At 69.0% G+C, this 20005-nt stretch carries 18 protein-coding genes; 12 read left to right on the top strand and 6 right to left on the bottom strand.

Annotated features, from left to right (window positions below; translation table 11 throughout):
• The first annotated feature begins 34 nt into the window (after window positions 1–34).
• A complete protein-coding gene (locus ACFYRU_RS24670; RefSeq protein WP_387662720.1) occupies window positions 35–811 on the top strand; it encodes a sulfite exporter TauE/SafE family protein in 777 nt (258 codons plus the stop codon).
• 104 nt (window positions 812–915) lie between these two features.
• On the opposite strand, the gene ACFYRU_RS24665 is transcribed toward ACFYRU_RS24670, so the two are convergent.
• Window positions 916–2028, bottom strand: a complete 1113-nt coding sequence (locus tag ACFYRU_RS24665; RefSeq protein ID WP_387662719.1) for a cytochrome P450 — start codon at window positions 2026–2028, stop codon at window positions 916–918.
• A 121-nt stretch (window positions 2029–2149) separates the two neighbouring features.
• Between ACFYRU_RS24665 and priA the strand changes: the two genes are divergently transcribed.
• The 9 genes from priA (at window position 2150) to ACFYRU_RS24620 (ending at window position 12417) form a co-directional block, all read left to right on the top strand.
• Complete coding sequence (priA, locus tag ACFYRU_RS24660; RefSeq protein ID WP_387662718.1) at window positions 2150–2887, top strand: bifunctional 1-(5-phosphoribosyl)-5-((5-phosphoribosylamino)methylideneamino)imidazole-4-carboxamide isomerase/phosphoribosylanthranilate isomerase PriA; 738 nt, start codon at window positions 2150–2152, stop codon at window positions 2885–2887.
• Entirely contained in the window at window positions 2884–5187 is a 2304-nt protein-coding gene (locus ACFYRU_RS24655; RefSeq protein WP_387662716.1) for an HAD-IB family hydrolase, read from the top strand. Before priA ends, ACFYRU_RS24655 begins: the two co-directional genes overlap by 4 nt.
• Window positions 5184–6383: a zinc-binding dehydrogenase gene (locus tag ACFYRU_RS24650; RefSeq protein ID WP_387662714.1), complete on the top strand. Its 1200-nt coding sequence runs from the start codon at window positions 5184–5186 to the stop codon at window positions 6381–6383. Before ACFYRU_RS24655 ends, ACFYRU_RS24650 begins: the two co-directional genes overlap by 4 nt.
• Before the next feature lie 61 nt (window positions 6384–6444).
• Complete coding sequence (locus tag ACFYRU_RS24645) at window positions 6445–7998, top strand: lactate racemase domain-containing protein (RefSeq protein WP_387662712.1); 1554 nt, start codon at window positions 6445–6447, stop codon at window positions 7996–7998.
• Entirely contained in the window at window positions 7998–8930 is a 933-nt protein-coding gene (locus tag ACFYRU_RS24640; RefSeq protein ID WP_387662710.1) for a lysophospholipid acyltransferase family protein, read from the top strand. The genes ACFYRU_RS24645 and ACFYRU_RS24640 overlap by 1 nt, the downstream gene beginning before the upstream one ends.
• An 88-nt stretch (window positions 8931–9018) precedes the next feature.
• A complete protein-coding gene (gene hisF / locus ACFYRU_RS24635) occupies window positions 9019–9780 on the top strand; it encodes an imidazole glycerol phosphate synthase subunit HisF (RefSeq protein ID WP_387662708.1) in 762 nt (253 codons plus the stop codon).
• 2 nt (window positions 9781–9782) lie between these two features.
• On the top strand, window positions 9783–10232 hold the full coding sequence (locus tag ACFYRU_RS24630) for a MarR family winged helix-turn-helix transcriptional regulator (RefSeq protein WP_387662951.1): 450 nt from the start codon (window positions 9783–9785) through the stop codon (window positions 10230–10232).
• Window positions 10233–10312: 80 nt separating this feature from the next.
• Window positions 10313–10822, top strand: a complete 510-nt coding sequence (locus tag ACFYRU_RS24625; RefSeq protein ID WP_387662706.1) for a MarR family winged helix-turn-helix transcriptional regulator — start codon at window positions 10313–10315, stop codon at window positions 10820–10822.
• Window positions 10822–12417 (top strand): MDR family MFS transporter, encoded by a 1596-nt coding sequence (locus tag ACFYRU_RS24620; RefSeq protein WP_387662704.1) that lies wholly within the window; start codon window positions 10822–10824, stop codon window positions 12415–12417. Before ACFYRU_RS24625 ends, ACFYRU_RS24620 begins: the two co-directional genes overlap by 1 nt.
• Here the strand turns inward: ACFYRU_RS24620 and ACFYRU_RS24615 are convergent.
• Window positions 12414–13667, bottom strand: a complete 1254-nt coding sequence (locus ACFYRU_RS24615) for an MFS transporter (RefSeq protein ID WP_387662702.1) — start codon at window positions 13665–13667, stop codon at window positions 12414–12416. The two genes, ACFYRU_RS24620 and ACFYRU_RS24615, sit on opposite strands and share 4 nt — an antisense overlap.
• Window positions 13664–14266, bottom strand: a complete 603-nt coding sequence (locus ACFYRU_RS24610) for an ArsR/SmtB family transcription factor (RefSeq protein ID WP_387662700.1) — start codon at window positions 14264–14266, stop codon at window positions 13664–13666. The genes ACFYRU_RS24615 and ACFYRU_RS24610 overlap by 4 nt, the downstream gene beginning before the upstream one ends.
• Window positions 14267–14342: 76 nt before the next feature.
• Here ACFYRU_RS24610 and ACFYRU_RS24605 point away from each other — a divergent pair, with 76 nt between their 5' ends.
• Window positions 14343–14972: a hypothetical protein gene (locus tag ACFYRU_RS24605; RefSeq protein WP_387662698.1), complete on the top strand. Its 630-nt coding sequence runs from the start codon at window positions 14343–14345 to the stop codon at window positions 14970–14972.
• Here the strand turns inward: ACFYRU_RS24605 and ACFYRU_RS24600 are convergent.
• Genes ACFYRU_RS24600 through dacB form a run of 3 tightly spaced genes read right to left on the bottom strand, consistent with a single transcriptional unit; the run spans window position 14920 to window position 18511 of the window.
• Entirely contained in the window at window positions 14920–15939 is a 1020-nt protein-coding gene (locus tag ACFYRU_RS24600) for a GNAT family N-acetyltransferase (protein ID WP_387662696.1), read from the bottom strand. The two genes, ACFYRU_RS24605 and ACFYRU_RS24600, sit on opposite strands and share 53 nt — an antisense overlap.
• A gap of 8 nt (window positions 15940–15947) precedes the next feature.
• Entirely contained in the window at window positions 15948–16898 is a 951-nt protein-coding gene (locus tag ACFYRU_RS24595; RefSeq protein ID WP_387662694.1) for a GNAT family N-acetyltransferase, read from the bottom strand.
• Window positions 16899–16942: 44 nt separating this feature from the next.
• Window positions 16943–18511, bottom strand: coding sequence for a D-alanyl-D-alanine carboxypeptidase/D-alanyl-D-alanine-endopeptidase (gene dacB, locus ACFYRU_RS24590; protein WP_387662692.1), 1569 nt, complete (start codon window positions 18509–18511; stop codon window positions 16943–16945).
• Between the two features lie 148 nt (window positions 18512–18659).
• On the opposite strand from dacB, the gene ACFYRU_RS24585 reads away from it, so the two are divergent.
• On the top strand, window positions 18660–19955 hold the full coding sequence (locus ACFYRU_RS24585; RefSeq protein ID WP_387662690.1) for a family 43 glycosylhydrolase: 1296 nt from the start codon (window positions 18660–18662) through the stop codon (window positions 19953–19955).
• The last annotated feature ends 50 nt before the right edge of the window (window positions 19956–20005 follow it).

Genomic DNA, 20005 nt, shown 5'->3' with positions numbered 1-20005 from the left:
GTCGTACTACGCCCTTACCGGATCATCGGGGCCTGTGCCTGATGTTTCGTTGCTGACGTTGCTGTTCCTGGTGGTGGCGGCGTTCGCGGCCGGGTGGATCGACGCGGTGGTGGGCGGCGGCGGACTGCTGCAACTGCCCGCGATGCTGCTCGGGCTGCCGAACGCGTCGCCAGCGCAGATCCTGTCCACCAACAAGATCTCGTCGTTGTGCGGTACGACCACCAGCGCGGTCACGTTCGGTGTCAAGGTGCGTCCGGACCGTAGAACCGTGCTGCCGTTGGCGATTCTGGCCGGGCTCGGCGCGGCGGCCGGTGCGGTCGTCGCGACGAAGATCCCGATGTCGTGGTTCAAGCCGATCGTGCTGGTACTGCTCGTACTCGTCGCGATCTACACCGCGCTGAAGCCGTCGCTCGGCGCGCGGACCGCGTTGCGTTTCGACGGCCGCGACCACTACCTGGCGGCGAGCGGGGTCGGCGTACTGATCGGGTTCTACGACGGCGCGGTCGGTCCGGGCACGGGCTCGTTCCTGATCTTCGCGCTGGTCGGCCTGCTCGGGTACAACTTCCTGCAGGCGAGCGCGAAGGCCAAGATCGCCAACGTGGCCACGAACCTGGGCGCGATCCTCGTCTTCGCCCTGCACGGCGCACCGCTGTGGGGTCTCGGGCTGATCATGGGTGCCGCCAACATGCTCGGCGGACTGCTGGGCGCCCGCACCGCCGTCGCCCGCGGCAGCCGCTTCGTCCGCGTCGTCTTCCTGCTCGTCGTCTCCGCCCTGATCCTGCGACTCGCCTACGACGTGTTCCTCGGCTGACGCCCGCGCCCGTAGGGCGGGCGCTGGGTTCGCGCGGTTTGCGGTGGATGCGGCGGTCGATCCGGATCGGGTGATGCCGGTCTACCCGGTGACGATGCTGGTGCTCAGGCGTCCCAGTTGACGTTGAGCGCGGGCGGTTTGCGGAAGACGAGGCCGTACGGTGCGGGCGAGTCCGGTTCGAGGCGGAGGCCGGGGAGTTCGAGGACTGCTTCGAGGGCGGACAGCGTTTCGAGGCGGGTCAGGTGCATGCCGAGGCAGATGTGCGGGCCGCTGGCGAAGGCGAGATGACGGCGGGCGTTCGGACGGCGTACGTCGAAGGTGTCCGGGTCGTCGAAGACCTGCGGGTCGCGCCCGGCGCCCGCGAGCGAGACGGTCACCATGTCGCCGCGGCGGATCCGGTGGCCGGCGAGTTCGATGTCGCGGGTCGCGTACCGGTCGACGACCGCGGCGGCCGGTTCCAGCCGGAGCGATTCCTCGACGGCGTTCGCCAGGAGTTCCGGCTCGTTCCGTACGAGTGCGAGTTGGTCCGGGTGGTTCAGCAGGTACCAGAGCGCGTTGGTGATCATCCCCTCGGTCGTCTCGATCCCACCGAACATCAACACGGCCGCGTTCGCCACCACCTCGTCCACACCAAGCCCGGCGTGCGCGGCCGCGGCGAGCAACGAGTCCGACCCATCGATGCCCGAGGCAACATGTTTGTGCAGCTCGGCGAACGCGGCCCCGCCGGCGTCCGTCACAGAACGCCCGGCGGATACACCCGACACGGACTCGGAGATCGCGGAGTACCAACCCAGAACTGTGGGTGCAGAAGCAGGCGGCAAGCCCAACGAGTAGGCGACCACAGCCACCGACAGCGGTCCGGCCAGCGCCGTCCGTAGATCGGCCGGCGAACTCACAGCGGACATCAGGTCAGCGACCGTCTGCTGGACCGGTCCTGCGAAGCGGCGGCGGGTTTCGGCGAGGCCGAAGGGGGACTCGAACGGGTCGCGGTGGGCTTTGTGAGGGGTGCCGTCGAGGGAGAGCATCGAGGGGCCGACGACCTGGGCGGTCGAGAAGCGGGGATCGTCGACGGTGAACGTTTCCGGGTCGCGGAGGACCTGCACCGCGAGGGAGCGGCCGGTAACGACCCAGCTGTTGAGAGCCTCGACCCAGCCGACCGGGCGGATGCTGGCGAGGACCGGATGCGGGTCGTTGGCGAGCTGCTCGACGGTGGTCACGCGACCAGCCTAGGCGTAAGACCAGTGACTATACTGGTATTGCTGAGACAGATCGATTTCAAACGACTCAGGAGGGCTCCGGGTTACGGATCTCTCAGCTTGGCCCTCTAGGGTGTGGGCCATGTCAGACAACCTGGTGCTGCTGCCTGCCGTCGATGTGGCGGACGGGCAGGCGGTTCGGCTCGTGCAGGGCGAGGCCGGGAGCGAGACGTCGTACGGCGATCCGCTGGCGGCGGCGACGGCCTGGCAGGAGGCGGGGGCGGAGTGGATCCACCTCGTCGACCTGGACGCGGCGTTCGGCCGGGGCAGCAACCGTGAACTGCTCGCCGAGGTGACCGGCAAGCTCGACGTCCAGGTCGAGCTGTCCGGCGGCATCCGCGACGACGACTCGCTGGAAGCCGCCCTCGCCACCGGTGCCCGCCGGGTAAACATCGGCACCGCGGCGCTCGAGAACCCGGAGTGGTGCGACCGGATCATCCAGCAGTACGGCGACCGGGTCGCGATCGGCCTGGACGTCCGCGGCCGGACGCTGGCCGCCCGCGGCTGGACCAAGGAAGGCGGCGACCTGTACGAGGTGCTCGCCCGGCTGGAAGCGGCCGGCTGCGAGCGGTACGTGGTCACCGACGTCACCAAGGACGGCATGCTCCAGGGCCCGAACCTGGACCTGTACCGCGACCTGTGCGCACGCACCGACAAGCCGATCATCGCCTCCGGCGGCGTCTCCAGCCTTGACGACCTCAAAGCACTGAGCACGCTCGTCAAGGACGGCGTCGAGGGCGTCATCGTGGGGAAGGCCCTGTACGCCGGTGCGTTCACCCTGACCGAGGCACTCGAACTCACGCGTGGAGGCGACCAGTGAGTCTGGCCGACAAGCTCAAGGACAAGAAGGTCCTGGTCACCGGCGTCACCGGCTTCGTCGGTGAGGCCCTGCTGCACCGGATCATCGGTGACCTGCCCGGTACCACCGTGGCGGCGATCATCCGGCCGAAGGGCTCGCTGACCGGTGTCGACCGGATGGCGCAGCTGCTGAAGAAGGACATCTTCAAGCCGTTCTACGGCGAGGGCACCCCGTACGCCGACGCCGAGGCGCTGACCGCGGCCCGGATCCAGGTCGTCGAGGGCGACCTGTCCGACGTACCGGAGCTGCCGAAGGATCTCGACATCGTCGTGCACTGCGCCGGTGACGTGAGCTTCGACCCGCCGATCCACGAGGCGTTCACGACCAACGTGCTCGGTACGAAGAGCCTGCTCGAGCGGATCGTCGAAACTCAAAAGCCCGTGCATTACGTGCACATCTCCACCGCGTACACGGCCGGCCGCCGGCGCGGTGCGATCCCGGAGGCCCCGGTCGAGCACTTCGTCGACTGGCGGACCGAGGCCGAGGCCGGGATGGCGATGAAGGCCCGGGTCGAGGAGCAGTCCCGGTCCGCGCCGATGCTGGCGAAGTTCCGCAAGGAGTCCGAGAAGCTGCACCGCCGGGCCGGTCACCTGACCGCCGCGGCCGACACCGAGCGGCGCCGGATCGAGTGGGTCGCGAAGCGGCTCGTCGAGACCGGTACCGAACGCGCCCGCAGCCTCGGCTGGACCGACTGCTACACGTTCACGAAGGCGCTCGGCGAGCGCGTGGTCGAGGAGTTCTCGAAGACGCTCCCGACGTCGATCGTCCGGCCGGCGATCATCGAGTCCGCCGTCCAGTCCCCGCACCCGGGCTGGATCGAGGGCTTCAAGATGGCCGAGCCGCTGATCCTGGCGTACGGCCGTGGTGAACTGCCGGAGTTCCCCGCAAGTCCGGACTCGGTGATCGAGATCATCCCGGTCGACCACGTGGTCGGCGCGATCTGCGCGGTGATGGCGACCGAGCCGGAGCTGAGCAAGCCGGAGTACTACCACATCGGCTCCGGCGCCCGGAACCCGCTGACGTTCGAGCAACTGTACGCCGGCGTCCGCGCGTACTTCTCCAAGCACCCGTTCGACCTCGGCGAGCGTGGCGCCGTCCGGCTGCCGGTGTGGAAGTTCCCCGGCGGCGACTCGGTCGAGACGATGCTGCGGTACGGCGAGAAGGCACACAAGATCGCCGACGCCGTCATCACCCGGGTCCCGCGCGGCGAGCGGACCCGCAAGTACGCGCGCGAACTCGACGTCCAGAAGCGCCGCCTGGACTTCCTCCGCCGCTACATGGACCTGTACTCCGAGTACGCGCAGGCCGAACTGCAGTTCGTCGACGACAACGTCCTGGCCCTGCACAACGCGCTCGAGGGTGACGACAAGGAGAAGTTCGCCTGCGACACCGCGGTCGTCGACTGGCAGCACTACCTGCAGGAAGTGCACTGCCCGAGCGTCACCGACTCGATGCGCCGCCTCGACGTCGTGCGGAAGAAGCGGAACAAGGCGCTCGCGGCGTCGGCCGGCGTACTGAAGAAGGTCGAGCCCTCCGAGGCGAAGGTGATCGCCGCGTTCGACATGGACGGCACGCTGCTGTCCTCGAACGTGATCGAGACCTACCTGTGGATGCGGCTGCCCGAGCTGGACGGTCCGCAGCGGGCCGGCGAGATCGGCGCGATGCTGCGCAAGCTGCCGAAGCTGATCGCCGCCGAACGCAAGGACCGCGGCACGTTCCTCCGGACGATCTACCGCCGCTACGCCGGTGCGGACCTGGAGGAGCTGAACCAGATCGTCGACGAGATCCTCGCCGAGCACGTACTGGAGCGTCTGAGCGGTGCCGCCGTCCGGCGGATCCGCGAGCACCGCGCCGCCGGGCACAAGACGATCCTGATCACCGGCGCCGTCCGGCCGCTGACCCGCCCGCTGGAGCCGCTGTTCGACGAGATCGTCGCGGCCGAGCTGGCCGTCGACGACCGCGGCCGCTGCACCGGGTTCCTGTCCGGGCCGCCGCTGGTCGGCGAGTCCCGGGCCGCGTGGATCAAGCACCACGCACGGCAGGAGAACGTCGACCTGTCGAAGTCGTTCGCGTACGCCGACAGCCACTCGGACCTCCCGATGCTGTCGACTGTCGGCAACCCGGTCGCGGTGTCGCCGGACGTGTCGCTGTTCCGGGCCGCCCGGGCCGCGCGCTGGCAGATCGTCGACTGGAAGACCCCGTCCACCTCGTCCCGTCTGGAGCTCCCTGGGGTGCAGCGTTCTGGAGGTTTGGCTCGATGATGCTCGCTCTCGAGATGTACCGGTCGCCGGCCAAGTTCCTGGCGGCCAAGGCGGTCGGCGGCCGGATCCCCGGCATCCTGACCGGACCGGCCGCGCCGCTGCGGCTCGTCACGATCAACGAGCCGAAGGCCGAGCGGGACGGCTGGGCGCGGATCCGGCCGATCCTGTCCGGCATCTGCGGCTCCGACCTCGGCATGGTCACCGGCTCCACCAAGCTGTACTTCTCCGCCGTCGTGTCGCTGCCGTTCGTACCCGGTCACGAGATCGTCGGTGAACTGCTCGACGACTGCGAGGACCTGCCGAAGGGCACCCGGGTCGTGATGGACAGCGTCCTGACCTGCACGGCGCGCGGTGTCGAGCCGTGCGAGAACTGCGTGGCCGGCAACACCAACCGGTGCGACCGGATCACGGTCGGCCACGTGGCGCCGGGTCTGCAGACCGGGTTCTGCCAGGACACCGGTGGCGGTTGGGGCAACATGCTCGTCGCCCACCGCAGCCAGCTGTACGCCGTACCGGACGGGATGTCCGACGAGCGGGCCGTACTCGTGGAGCCGCTGGCCGGCGCGGTGCACGCCGCGCTCCGCGCTCAGGTGCAGCCCGGGCAGTCGGTGCTCGTCAGTGGCGCGGGGGCGGTCGGCCTGTTCGCCACGCTCGCTCTGCGCGAGCTGACCCAGGCCGGCCGGATCACGGTCGTCGCCAAGCACGCCAAGCAGCGTGAGCTCGCCCGTGCCTTCGGTGCCAGCGACGTCGTCGCACCCGACGAGGTGTTCCGCGGCGTCCGGCGTTCGACCGGCGCGTTCCGGTTGAAGCCCGAGTTCGGCGCGCCTGAGTTCCTGCTCGGCGGGGTCGACGTCGCCGTCGACGCGGTCGGCAGCAAGGACTCGATCGACACCGTGCTGCGGGTCACCAAGGCCGGCGGCCGCGTCGTCCTGTCCGGGATGCCGGCCGGCGGCGCCGACCTGTCGCCGGTCTGGTTCCGCGAACTCGAGGTCACCGGCACGTACGCCTCCGCGCGGCAGGAACCGAACGGCCGGCCGGCGTTCGAGACCGCGCTGGAACTCGCCGGCCGCGCCCCGCTCGACGGGATCGTCGGGGCCCGGTACCCGCTCTACCGCTGGCGTGAGGCGCTCGACCACGCGCACTCCGCCGGCCGGCTGGGAACAGTCAAGGTCGCATTCGATGTGAGGGCCTCATGAGGGCGCTGAACGTACGACGAGAGAGGTTCTGAACATGTCTCGGCCAGGTTTTGTGCTTGAGGTGGACGACCGGACCCCGCCGCTGCTCGTGCACAACGGTGAGGGCTTCCTGCTGGAGCGGTTCCCGCTCGGCACCCGGGTGGTGTACCCGCCGGAGGCACTGCCGCCGGTGCGGGACGTCGACGAAGCGATCCAGAACGCGCTGCTGAACCCGATCGAGTCCGAGCCGCTGCCCGAGCTGCTGCGGGCCGGGATGCGGCTGACGATCGCGTTCGACGACATCTCGATCCCGCTGCCGCCGATGAAGAAGCCGGACATCCGGCAGCGCATCATCGAGGCCGTGCTGGAGCTGGCCGCGCAGGCCGGCGTCGACGACGTCGAGCTGATCTCGGCGAACGCGCTGCACCGCCGGCTGACCCCGAACGAGCTGCGGGACATCGTCGGCGAGCGGGTGTTCCGCTCGTTCTTCCCCGAGGGCAAGCTCTACAACTTCGACGCCGAGGACAGCGCGAACCTGACCCACCTGGGCCAGACCAGGCACGGCGAGGACGTCGAGATCTCCAAGCGGGCGGCCGAGTCCGACCTGCTCGTCTACGTGAACGTGAACCTGGTGGCGATGGACGGCGGCCACAAGTCGACGTCGATCGGGCTGGCGTCGTACAAGTCGCTGAAGCACCACCACAACAGCCACACGATGATCCACTCGCGCTCCTTCATGGACCACAAGCGGTCGAAGATGCACGAGTCGGCCTGGCGGATGGGCGAGGTGCTGACCCAGCACGTCAAGGTGTTCCAGATCGAGACGACGCTGAACAACGACATCTTCGGCGGGCCGCTGGAGTTCCTGCAGAAGCGTGAGTGGGAGTGGTCGCTCAAGGACCAGGCCTCGATGCTCGGTACCAAGCGCGCGCTCGCCGCGGCGCCGGCCAAGCTGCGGCACAAGATCTTCACCGACGTCCGGTCGACGTACGGCCTGACCGGGGTGCACGCCGGCAAGATCGAGCCGGTGCACGACAAGACGCTGGAGAACGTGCACCGCCAGCACCTGGTCGAGGTGCAGGGCCAGTCCGACGTCGCGATCATGGGCGTGCCGTTCATCGGCCCGTACAACGTGAACTCGGTGATGAACCCGATCCTGGCCGCCTGCATGGGCCTCGGGTACTACTTCAACTCGTACCGCGGCAACCCGGTCGTCCGCAAGGACGGCGCGGTGATCCTCTACCACCCCGTCGACTACGAGTTCAGTCAGCTGCACCACCCGTCGTACGTCGACTTCTTCGAGGAAGTACTTGCCGAGAGCACCGACCCGGCGACGATCGAGGCGAAGTTCGAGAAGCAGTACGCCGAGGACCCGTGGTACATCCACCTGTACCGCACCTCGTACGCGTACCACGGCGTGCACCCGTTCTACATGTGGTACTGGATCTCGCACGCGCTGGACCACTGCGGCGACATCGTCTGGGTCGGGGCGAACCGCAAGACCGTCGAGCGGATGGGCTTCCGGTCGGCGTCGACGCTGTCCGACGCGCTCGAGATGGTCAGCCACTCGGTCGGCCGGTCGCCGTCGATCACGTACCTGCACAACCCTCCGCACCTGCTCGCGGACGTGCGCTGATGGGTACCAGCCTGGTGAAGTTCGGCCGCGACACCGCGCGGGACGTGAAGCAGGTCGCGCGCGGCTGGCGGTGGGGCCGGCGGCCGCAGGTGCCGCGGACCGCCGAGCCGTACGTGATCCCGAAGGAGTCCACGGTCTTCCCGACCAAGTGGGCCCGGACGCCGGCCGCGATCGCGGTCCGCGACCTGATCCAGAAGGGTCCGCTGAACGCGGTCCTCAACTTCGAGGTCAGCCCGCAGGTCAGCGGCCTCGACTCGCTGCTCAAGCTCGACGGTCCCGCGATCATCGTCGCGAACCACTCGTCGCACCTCGACACCCCGTTGCTGCTGCTGTCGCTGCCGGACGCGATGCGTCGCCGGACGGCGTTCGCGGCCGCGGCGGACTACTTCTTCGACACGTGGTGGCGGGCGGCCGGGTCGGCGATCGTGTTCAACACGTTCCCGATCGAACGGCGCGGCGGGAAGATGAGCTCCACACCGGGCGACCTGCTCGCCGACGGATGGAACGTCGTCGTGTTCCCCGAAGGCACGCGGTCGCCCGACGGCTGGGTGCAGCGGTTCCGGATGGGTGCGGCGTACCTCGCCGTCGAGCACGACGTACCGATCATCCCCGTCGGCATCAAGGGCTCCTTCGCCGCCATGCCCCGCGGCCGCGGCTGGCCCGTCCCGGGTCGCCCCGCGGTGCACGTCCGGTACGGCGACCCGCTCCGCCCGATGGAGGGTGAAAGCGCCCGCGACTTCGCGCCGCGGATCGCCGCCGCCGTCTCGGCCCTCCTCGACGAGGAATCCACCACCTGGTACGAGGCCCGCCGCCGCGCCGCCGTCGGCGCCTCCCCGGCCCAGACCGGCCCCGACGCCGCCCGCTGGCGCCGCGTCTGGGAATCCACCCGCCCGATGAAATCGACCGACAACCGCCGCCGCGCCTGGAAGTAACGCCTCCGGGACCGTGAACAAGCTGTGCTGTTCACGGTCCCGTGGACTTCGGCCTGATTGTCGTCGCTCGAACGCTACGCTTGGCCGCGTGAGTCTTGCCGTACGAGTCATTCCCTGTCTGGACGTCGACGCCGGGCGCGTGGTCAAGGGCGTCAACTTCGCCGATCTGCGCGACGCGGGCGACCCGGTCGAGATGGCGCAGGTGTACGACGCCGAGGGTGCGGACGAGCTCACCTTCCTCGACATCACCGCGTCCTCGGGTTCCCGCGAGACGACGTACGACGTGGTCCGCCGGACCGCCGAGCAGGTCTTCATCCCGCTGACCGTCGGCGGCGGTGTCCGCGAGGTGGCCGACGTCGACCGGCTGCTGCGCGCGGGTGCCGACAAGGTCGGGATCAACACCGGCGCGATCGGCCGCCCGGAGGTGATCCGCGAGATCGCGCACCGCTTCGGCAACCAGGTGCTCGTGCTGTCCCTGGACGTACGGCGGTCCGCCGAGCAGCCGAGCGGGTTCGAGGTGACGACCCACGGCGGGCGGCGGTCCGCGGGGCTGGACGCGATCGAGTGGGCGCAGCGCGGGTGCGAACTCGGCGCCGGGGAGATCCTGCTGAACTCGATGGATGCCGACGGTACGAAGCAGGGGTTCGACCTCGAGCTGATCAAGGCGGTCCGCGCGGTCGTCGACGTACCGCTGATCGCCAGCGGGGGAGCGGGTTCGCCGGACCACTTCCCGCCCGCGGTACAGGCCGGCGCGGATGCCGTCCTCGCCGCGAGCGTGTTCCACTTCGGCGACTTCCGGATCGCCGACGTGAAGCAGGCACTCCGCGACGCGGGGATCGTGGTCCGGTGAGCATGCAGGTCGAACGGTCGGAAGAGCTGGTCGCCGCCATCGAGCACGAGCTGTCCGCGCTCTTCCGGCGGTCGCGTTCGGCGTCCCTGCGCCTGGCCCGCCGGGTCCATCCCGACATGGACGCCGCCGGCTACGCGCTGATCTCCCAGATCGAGCTCGGTACGGGAGCCGGCGTCCGTGCCTCCGATGTCGCGCAGGTTCTCGGCCTCGACAAGTCGACGGTCAGCCGCGGCATCAGCCAGCTCGAGAACCTCGGCCTGATCGAACGCATCGGCGACCCGGACGACGGCCGGGCCCGCCTGCTCCGTCTCACCACCACCGGCGCCGAACGCTACGAAGCGATGCGCACCCAACGCCAGACCGAGTTCCGCGCCATCCTGGACCGCTGGAACCCCACCGACCTGGCCGACCTCGGCCGCCTCCTGGCCCGCCTCAACACCGACCTGGGCTGACGCTTCACAGGTAGTAACCACTTACCCACACCCTGCGCATATGGTTGTGAAAACCAACTATTTGTGTATATAGTTGGGTTATGCAACTAGCTCAGCAACCCCTTGTCCCCGGGGTAGAGCGGGATGCGGCGGCTCAGGAGCTGCTCGAGGGGGTTTCCTCCCTGATCCGGGCCGTGCGCTGTATCGAGCACCGGCACCTCAGCGGCGGCGACGGTGCTCTGCGCCGGTCGGACGCGAGCGTGCTGAAGGTGCTGATGAAGGACGGCGAGCAACGCGGCGGGGAGATCGCCGCGAAGCTCGGTGTCGACGCGTCGGTGGTGAGCCGGCAGCTGACCGCGCTGGAGGCCGACGGACTGGTGAGCCGCCGGCCGGATCCCGCCGACGCCCGGGTCGGGCTGGTCAGCCTCTCGGCGCAGGGCAAGGCCCGGCTGGAGGCCATGTACTCCGCTTACACCCAGCAACTCAGAACCGCCTTGTCGGACCTCGACGACGACGCGATGGTTGCGGCCGCTGCCACCCTGCAGCGCGTCGCGGTCGCGATCACCGAGGCCAACAAGCTCGTGAGGCAAACGCCCAGGACTGGAGAGTAATGACTGTCACCGAGACCCGGTCGCAGGTGCCCAACTCTGGGCAAGCCGCGCCGGAACTCACCCACCGCGAGATCCTCGAGATCCTGATCGGGCTGCTCGCCGCGCTGTTCACGGCGATGCTCAGCTCGACGATCGTCAGCAACGCCCTGCCGACGATCATCGCCGACCTCGAAGGCTCCCAGACGCAGTACACCTGGGTCCTCACCGCGAGCCTGCTGGCCACTACGGTGTCCACCCCGATCTGGGGCAAGCTCTCGGACCTGGTGAGCAAGAAACTGCTGGTCCAGCTGGCGATCTCGGTCTTCGTGATCGGCTCCGCGCTGGCCGGCCTGTCCCACAACGTGCCGTTTCTGATCGGTGCCCGGGTGCTGCAGGGACTCGCGATGGGCGGCCTGATGGCCCTCGCCCAGGCGATCATCGGCGCCGCCATTCCGCCCCGGAGCAGGGGCCGGTACTCCGGTTACATGGGTGCCGTGATGGCGGTCGCGACCGTCAGTGGACCGCTCATCGGTGGTGTCATCGTCGACACGTCCTGGCTCGGCTGGCGCTGGTGTTTCTACGTCTGCGTCCCGCTGGCCGTGGTCAGCCTGGTGATCCTGCAGAAGTACCTGCACCTGCCGGTGCTCAAGCGCAAGGTCCAGATCGACTACGTCGGCGCCGTACTGATCAGCATCGCGGCCAGCCTGCCGCTGCTGTGGGTCACCTTCGCCGGTACGGACTTCGCCTGGATGTCCTGGCAGTCCGCGCTGTTCGTCGGCGGCACGCTGCTGGTCGGCTTCGTCGCTGTACTCGTCGAGAACCGGGTCGCCGAGCCGCTCGTACCGCTGAAGGTCGTCCGCGAACGCACCACCGCGCTGGCGATCGTGGCCAGCCTGTCGGTCGGTGTCGCGATGTTCGGCAGCGCGCTGTTCCTCGGCCAGTACTTCCAGATCGCCCGCGGCTACAGCCCGACCGAGGCCGGCCTGCTGACGATCCCGATGATGCTCGGTTCGTTCGTCGGCTCGGCCGGATCGGGTCAGCTGATCACCCGGTACGGGAAGTGGAAGCGGTACCTGGTGTCGGGCGGCGTCCTGCTGCTGGGTGGTCTGCTGATCCTCGGCACGATCGACCACAGCACGCCGTACTGGTACGTCGGACTCGGCATGCTCGCGATGGGCCTCGGCATGGGTATGACCATGCAGAACCTGGTGCTCGCCGTACAGAACACCGTCGACGTCACGCAGATCGGCGCGTCGTCCGCGACCGTCGCGTTCTTCCGCAGCCTGGGTGGTGCGGTCGGCGTCTCGGCTCTCGGCGCGGTACTCGCCGCCCGGGTCAAGGACCTGATCGTCGCCGGCCTATTGGCCGGCCCGAACGGCGCCGAGGCGGCCAGCAAACTCCAGGGAGGCGGGACCAGCCTGCTGGACGTCAAGCACCTCCCGCCGCAGCTCGCCGCCCTCGTCCGCCACTCCTACGGCGACGCGACCGGCCGGATCTTCCTGATCGCCGCCGCCTGCGCCGTCGTCGGCCTGATCGCAGTGATGTTCATCAAGGAAGTACCGCTCCGCAAGACGGTCAACAAGGTCGCCCCGGTCGAGGAGTTCGTCGAGGACTAAGCAGGCGGCTCCAGGCCGGTCAGGTCGCGGGTCCGGATGATCGGGGAGCCGATCAGCCACAGGACCGACAACAGGCCGCCGGCTGCTGAGATCAGGAGGGTTTCCCGGACACCTACCCAGGTGCCGAGAAGCCCTCCTACTACTGCACCCAGAGGTCGAATCCCGTAGTTGATACTGCTGAACGCACCGGCCACCCGGCTGCGCATGTGATCGTGGCAGACGGCTGCCTGTAGTGCGTTGAGCGGTACGTCGAAACACATCACCGCGAACGCTCCGACGAACTCCGCGACCGCGAGCGAGGTCGCCTTGAGCCAGGTCGGTCCGCCGGACACCGCGGCGATCGCGATCGAGCTCGGGAAGACGACCGCGCCGAACGCGATCACCGGACCGGCGCCGAAGCGGCGGCTGAGCGGGGACGCCGTGACCGCGCCGAGCAGGCCGCCGGACGCACCGATGCCGAACGCCAGGCCGATGACGCCCGCGGACAGCCCGAGGATGCGGCTCGCGAACAGCACGAGCAGCGCCGTACTCATCAGGTTGAAGAAGTTCACCGTGGTCGCGCAGCCCAGGCTGCGGCTGATGTACGGATGCTTCAGTACGTAACGCATCCCGGCCGCCGCCCGGCGCAGGATCGGCTCGCCGGAATCCTCGGCCGGGCCCGGTTCGAGCTTCAGCCGGCCGAGCTGCACCGCCGAGAACACGAACGTGAGTGCGTCAACGAAGATCGCAACCGGCGCCGTCAGCCACTGCACCAGCAGGCCGGCCAGGGCAGGCCCGCCCATGAACGAGATCGACCGGGTCGCGGACAGCTTGCTGTTCGCCTCCAGGTACTGCTCGCGATCCACCAGCCGGACGAAGAACGACGCGTTCGCGGTGTTGAACAGGACATGCGCCGTACCGGCAAGCACCGCGATCGCGTACAAGTGGCCGAGGGCAAGGAAACCGCACCAGTAGGCGACCGGCAGCGTGAGCAGCAGCACCGTCCGCGCGAGGTCGGCGGCGATCATCAGCGGCCGCTTGTCGCGGCGGTGGTCGACCCAGGTGCCGATGAACAACGAAGCGAGGTTCGGCAGCCAGACCGCGGCGGTCAGGAACCCGACCTGGCTCGGGGAGGCGTCCAGCATCGTGACCGCGATCAGCGGCAGCGCCAGCTCGGTGATCCGGTCACCGAACTCGGACACGCCCTGCGCGGACCAGAACCGGCGGAACCGGCGGTCCCGCCACAGGCTCGGGGCGGCGAGCGTGCTCACGACGCGTCCGTTGCTTCCGTTGCTTCAGGCAACGTGATTCGCAGGTACCGGACCGCGCGGGCGTCGTCGGGGGTGCCGCCCGCGTCGCGGCGCTGGACGTACGGCGCCAGCAGCTCCTCGATCGCGGACTCGATCGCCTCGGCCTCGGCGGTCGTGATCGCGAGCGTGGTGTTGGCCGAACCGGCCAGCCGGCTCCACTCCGCGTCCAGGTTCGGCTCGGTCTGGACCAGCCACTGCTGCGCCGCCTCGAGCGCCTGGTTCAACATCTCGGTCCGCAGTAGTCGTCCGGCCGCGGCGCCGTCCGGCGTGTCCGGCATCTCGTACCGGAACCCGCGCGCGACCGCGTTCCACCAGCGCTGCCGGCGATCCGTACCGCTCGGCGGCGGTACGTCGACGACCAGGCCGAACTCGGCCAGATGCCGCAGATGCCAGCTCGTCACCGACGGCGACGCACCGACGTGCTCGGACAACTGGGTCGCCGTCGACGGCCCGTTCTTCTGCAGGTAGCTGAGCGCGGCGAGGCGGACCGGGTGCGCGAGGGCGCGCATCGCCTGCGGGTCGGTGATCTCGAAATCGCCGTACGGATTCCTGAGAGACATGTTTCGAGAGTAATCTCTCAGATCTCCCGGCGGCAACCTCTGTCGTCGCCCGGGGCCTGGCGCGACACTGAACGATGTGCGGGACGACGGCGCGGTCACCGAGTACGGCGACACGCTGACGCGGGCCGACCCGCCCTCGCTGGAAGATCCCGAACGAAAACGGCGGCCGTACGCCATGGCTGCCGCCGCCGTCGCGGTTGCCGTTGTACTGATCGGGACCGCGATCGCCACCCGGCCGGGCATCCCGCGGGCCGCGCCCGAGCTGACGATCGGAATCGAGCAGCCTGCGTACGCGGTGGACGGGCCGGCGCCGCAGCAGTACAAGCTCGGTTCCACCGTCATCCTGCTGCGCGGCGAGATCGCCGTGACGTCGGCGCAGCTGGACCCGGATCACCTGACTGTCCTCGACGTCGGCGTCGAGCCCGACGGGGTCGCGATCGAGCCCTGCCTGCCGAACACGGTGGTCCGGATCCTGGCCCAGGACGGCGGCTCGGTCCGGATCGCGGCGTACCGCTACGGCATCGGCCCGGACCAGAACGAGGGTCACCAGTGCGCGAACCGCGGTCCCGCGCCGACCGTCCTCCGCCTCGACCTCGGGAGTCCGCTCGGCAACCGCACGGTGTACGCCGGGACCGCGGGGGAGCGCGTCGTGCTCAAAGGGCGCAGTTGCCGTCCGGCCGGATCGTTCGCTGCCAGATGTCGCTGACCAGGTCGGGGCGCATGCCGACGCCGGCGTAGAGCGCGACCGCGGGGGTCGGGTTGTTCGTGTCGACGTGCAGGATCGTGCCGGAACGCCCGGCCGCGGAGTCGACCGCGAACGCGTTGTGCAGCAGGTATTTCGCGAGCCCGCGCCCGCGCGCCGACGGTACGACGGCCAGCCGCCCGACGTACCCGCAGTTGTCCGTGCTGACGAAGTTGTCGTTGCACTCGGTCATCCCGGCTGCCTGCCCGTCGAGTTCGACGATCGTCACCTGCGACCAGTCGAACGTCGACCGGCTCTCCCGTGACGCCGTCCACTCGTCGTACGGTCGCGGCAGCGTCGCGGGCTGGTCCGCGAACGCCTCCATCAGTACGCGATGCGCCGCCCGCCGGCTCGTCTCGTCCAGAGCGCCGCGCCGTACGACAACCCCGTCCGGTACGACCGGCTCCACCACCGCCCCGCCGAAGCCGATCCGCATCCGCTGCACCGAGGTGCCGACCACATACCCCCGCGCCCCCAGCACCCCAGCCGTAAACTCGTCCTGCCGAATCACGCCCACCCGCATCACCACGCCCGGATGCCCGGCCGGCGGTTCGTGCCGTTCGAGCCCCGCCGGTGCCGCGGCGTTCGTGGCGGAGGTGGCGGAGGCGGCGGCCGCGCTTGCGCGGGCTTCTGCTTGCTTCAGCAGCCAGGTCAGGACGCTTGGCTCCGTGCTGAGGATGTCGACGTTCACGTGCGACCCGCCGGTGATCGGGACCGCCGTCGCCGAGCCCACGAAGCCGTCCGGACCGAAGACGACCCACCCGTCGGTCTCCGGGTTCGTCCCCGGGTCGCGCAGATAGTTCGCAACATCCTCCGGACTGTGCTTGGCGAACCCGAGCAAGGCCGACGTGTACTCCGCGGACGGCTCCGCGATCAGCGCGGCGTCGTCGAGCCGCATCGGCCGCCAGGTGTAGCCGTCTGGCAGGCTCACACCATCTCTCACGCTGCTACCTCGCGCCGCCAGACCTCCATTACCAGCACCGCCTGCATGCCGACCGACAGATAGACCCCGAGCGCCGGCGTCGGGTTGTTCGTGTCGACGTGCAGGATCGTCCCGGCCCGCCCAGCCGCAGCGTCCACCGCGAACTGATCCCGCAGCAGGAACTTGGCGAGCCCCTTCCCGCGCGCCTTCTCGAGTACGGCGAGCCGCCCGATGTACCCGCAGTCCTCGTCCTCGACGAACTGGTCGTTGCTCGCCAGCATCGCGACCGCCTCGCCGTCCACCTCCAGCAACGTCAACTGCGACCAGTCGAACGCCGAATGGTTCTCCTGCGCCGTCTGCCACTCTTCGAACGACCGCGGCGTGAACCCGAACTGCCCTTCGAAGGCAGCGTTCAGCACCGCATGCGCCGCCCGCCGGCTCGCCTCGTCGTACGCACCCCGCCGGACCACGACACCCGCAGGAACCTCCGGCGCCACCACCGGCCCGGTGTGGTCTATCCGCATCCGGTGGAACGTCGTACCCGGAGCGAATCCGTAGCTGGACAGGCGTTCCGCGCGGGCGGTGTCGGCTCGGTAGTTGACGGCGTCGAGTTGGACCGACGAATGCCCGTAGCTTCGAGCGAACTCCTCCGTACGCCTGACGATGTGGTCGAGGAGGTAGGTCTCGACAGCGAGGTCGGTGGTGACCAGGTCGGCGTCCACCACGGAGTGGTCGCCCTTGCCGAACACCGCCGCGTACCCGGCCAGGCGATCCCCGTCGAACACCAGCCAGCCGTCCGTCGCGGGTTCGAAGCCGGGCTCGGTGAGCTGGTCCTCCGCGTCCTGCAGCGTGTAGTCGGCGAAACCGACGACCGAGGTGTTGTAGTCGGACACCAGGTCGAGCAGCGCCTGCGCGTCCTCGATCGACGGTGGGCGGACGGTGTACTTCTCCGGCAGTACGGCGGTCATTCACGCATCGTCACGGATGACCGCCGTACTGTCCAAACCATTAACTAACAGGCTTTGTTCCACTCCGACTCACAGGTGGTCGACGCGGCCTTCAGTGGTGCGGCGACGGCGGGTGGCGGAGCCTGGTCGGACCAGGAGGCGAGGGTGACGCCGACCGCGTCCTCGATCGAGCGCGGGCTGCTCAGGTAGTTGTTGCTGATCATCGAGAACACCAGCTTGCGGCCGTCCTTGTTCGTCACGTACCCGGACAACGACGTCACGCCCGTGAGCGACCCCGTCTTGCCGTGCAGGTTGTTCGCGGCCGGTGTGTTCTGCATCCGGCTGCGCAGCGTTCCACCGACGAACCGTGCCGGGTTACCCGCGATCGGCAGCGCGTCGTACCACTGCTTCCACCACGACTCCTTCTGCGCACCGATCAGTACGTCGGTGATCGAGTCCGCGGTGACGTTCACCTTGCGGGACAGGCCCGAGCCGTCGGACAACCGGATCCGGCTGGTGTCGACGCCGAGGGTCTTCGCGTAGTTCGTGACGACGTCGAGTCCGGCCGACCAGCTGCCGTCGGCCTCGGCGACCGCGCCCATCGTCTTCACCAGCGTCTCGGCATGCATGTTGTTCGAGAGCTTGAGGAACGGCGTGAGCAGCTCGCCGACCGTCATCGACTCGTCCCGCGCGAGCCGGGCCGCGCCGGATGGTGTCGCCGCGTTCTCGATCTTCCCCAGCACCGTGATGCCCTGCGCGGCGAGCTGCCGGCGGAAGACGTCGGCGGCGTACAGCTCGGGCTCCCAGACGGTCACCCAGTCCTGCTCGACCGCCGACCCGAGCGGCATCGACCCGGTGATCCGGACGACGTTCGTGCCGTGGTCGCGGTCGACGCTGATCGTGTTCGCGGAACCGGCCGCGCCGGTGGTCGCGGTGTTGACCAGCTTCAGGACGCCGTTCGCGGGTACCAGGTTGAGCTGCACCGGAGCACCCGCGGCTGCACCCGGCCGGCTCTCGACGATCGCCGTACCGGAGTCGTAGTCGGTGTTCGGCGCCAGCGTCAGCGCGGAGATCTGGGCGCTGTAGTAGTACGGCTCGTCGTCCCAGGACCAGGTGTCACCGAGCCGGACGTGGTCGAAGTACGTATCGTCGGCGATCAGGTTGCCGACAACCCGCCGTACGCCGGCAGCCTTGAGCTGCTGAGCCAGCCCGGCGTAGTCGGACTCGAGCGCCGTCGGGTCGCCGTACCCCTTCAGGTAGAGGTTGCCGAGGAGCTGTCCACCGCGGACGGGTGCGGTCGCGAGCACGTCGGTGTGGAAGCGGTAGGACGGGCCGAGCGTGTGCATCGCGGCCGTCGAGGTGAAGAGCTTGGTGTTCGACGCGGGCAGCAGCCGCTCGGCGCCGTTCTTGTCGTACAGCGTCTCGCCGGTGGTCGCGTCACGCACCACGAGCGCGACCTGCGAGCCGTCGTACCGGCTGTCGTTCAGCAGGCTGTCCAGCCGCTGCTGCAGAGCTGTCTCCTGTACTGCGGTCGGCGCCGCGGCCGACTGTCCTACGAAACCACCGGCCACGGCGGCGACCGCGGCGACGGCGGCGATCATCCCGCGTCCCGACACTCTCGGTAAAAGACTCACGAGATACTCCCTTGATCCAGGCGGAAATCAACTAGCGGGAGTCTCCACCTCCAGAACTGCAGGGTCCAGTGATTGCGGCATGGCGCTTCAGGTGAATCGATGTAAAAGTGGTGTCCACAGGTATCCGCCCCCACCTGAGGAGTCACCCATGAGACGACTTCTGGCGGCCTTGGTCGTCGCCCTGAGCCTGACCACCTTCCTGTCCGTACCCGCCCACGCGGACACCGGCCCCGTGTTCCCGAGCGAGATCATCGGCGAGAACTTCCCCGACCCGGACGTCTTCGAGCAGAACGGCACCTGGTACGCGTACGCCACCAACGGCAGCCGCGGCACCGTGCCGGTCGCGAGCGCGCCCAGCGCGAACGGCCCGTGGACGATCCGCGGCGACGCGATGCCCGGCGGCCCGTCCGCGGACTGGGCGCAACCGGGACGTACCTGGGCGCCGGACGTCTACCCGAACCCGGACGGCACCTACACCCTCACCTACACCGCGTGGCACAAGGCCTCCGGCCGCCAGTGCATCGGCGTCGCCACGGCCACGAGCCCGCTCGGCCCGTTCCAGCCGGTCGGTACGGCGCCGTTGATCTGCCCGCTCGACCTGGGCGGCGCGATCGACCCGAACACGTTCGTCGCAGGAGACGGCACCCGTTACCTGGTCTGGAAGAACGACGGCAACGCGATCAGTCAACCGTCGACGCTGTGGCTGACGAAGACCTCGAACAACGGCCGGACGCTGGTCGGCGGGAACACGGCGATGCTGACGTCGAGCGGCATCATCGAGGCGCCCGACCTGGTGCAGCGCGGCTCGCAGTACGTGCTCTACTTCTCCGGCGGCGGGTACAGCGACTGCAACTACCTGACGTCGTACGCCACCTCGACCAGCCTCAGCGGTCCGTGGACGACGGCGTACCGACCGTTGATGACGACCGCGACATTCGACAATCACGTCTGCGGCCCAGGTGGAGCGGACTTCGTCGGTGACAAGGTGTTCCTGCACGGCTGGGTGAACGGCGACCGGCACTTGTACGTCGCCGACGTCGGGTACGCGAACGACTACCCGGTGGTCCGCGGCAGCCGGGTCCGGTACGAAGCTGAGCGCGGCACACTCAACCACTGCTCGGTCCGGTCGAACGCGGCCGGCGCCTCGGACGGGAAGGTGGTCGCGTACATCGACTACGCCGACTCGTGGGTGGAGAACACCGTGTTCGCGCCGGTGTCCGGCAGTTACACGCTGTACGTCGGGTACGCCAACGGTTCCGCGTCCACCGCGAGCCACGGCCTCGTTGTCAACGGCAACAACGCGGGCTCGGTCAGCTATCCGGTCACGGGCTGGGACAACTGGCACGAGAGCGCGGTGCCGATCACGCTGAACGCCGGCTGGAACACGATCCGGCTGACCAAGGGCACGCTGTACACGGAGGTCGACTACCTGGAGGTGCAGTAAACCTGTCGCCGCGACCCCGTAGTCTCGTACTGCACAAGTACTACGGGGAA

This window comes from Kribbella sp. NPDC004536, from assembly GCF_042873835.1.
Lineage (GTDB): Bacteria > Actinomycetota > Actinomycetes > Propionibacteriales > Kribbellaceae > Kribbella.
This window is presented reverse-complemented; position numbering and strand designations above follow the sequence as displayed.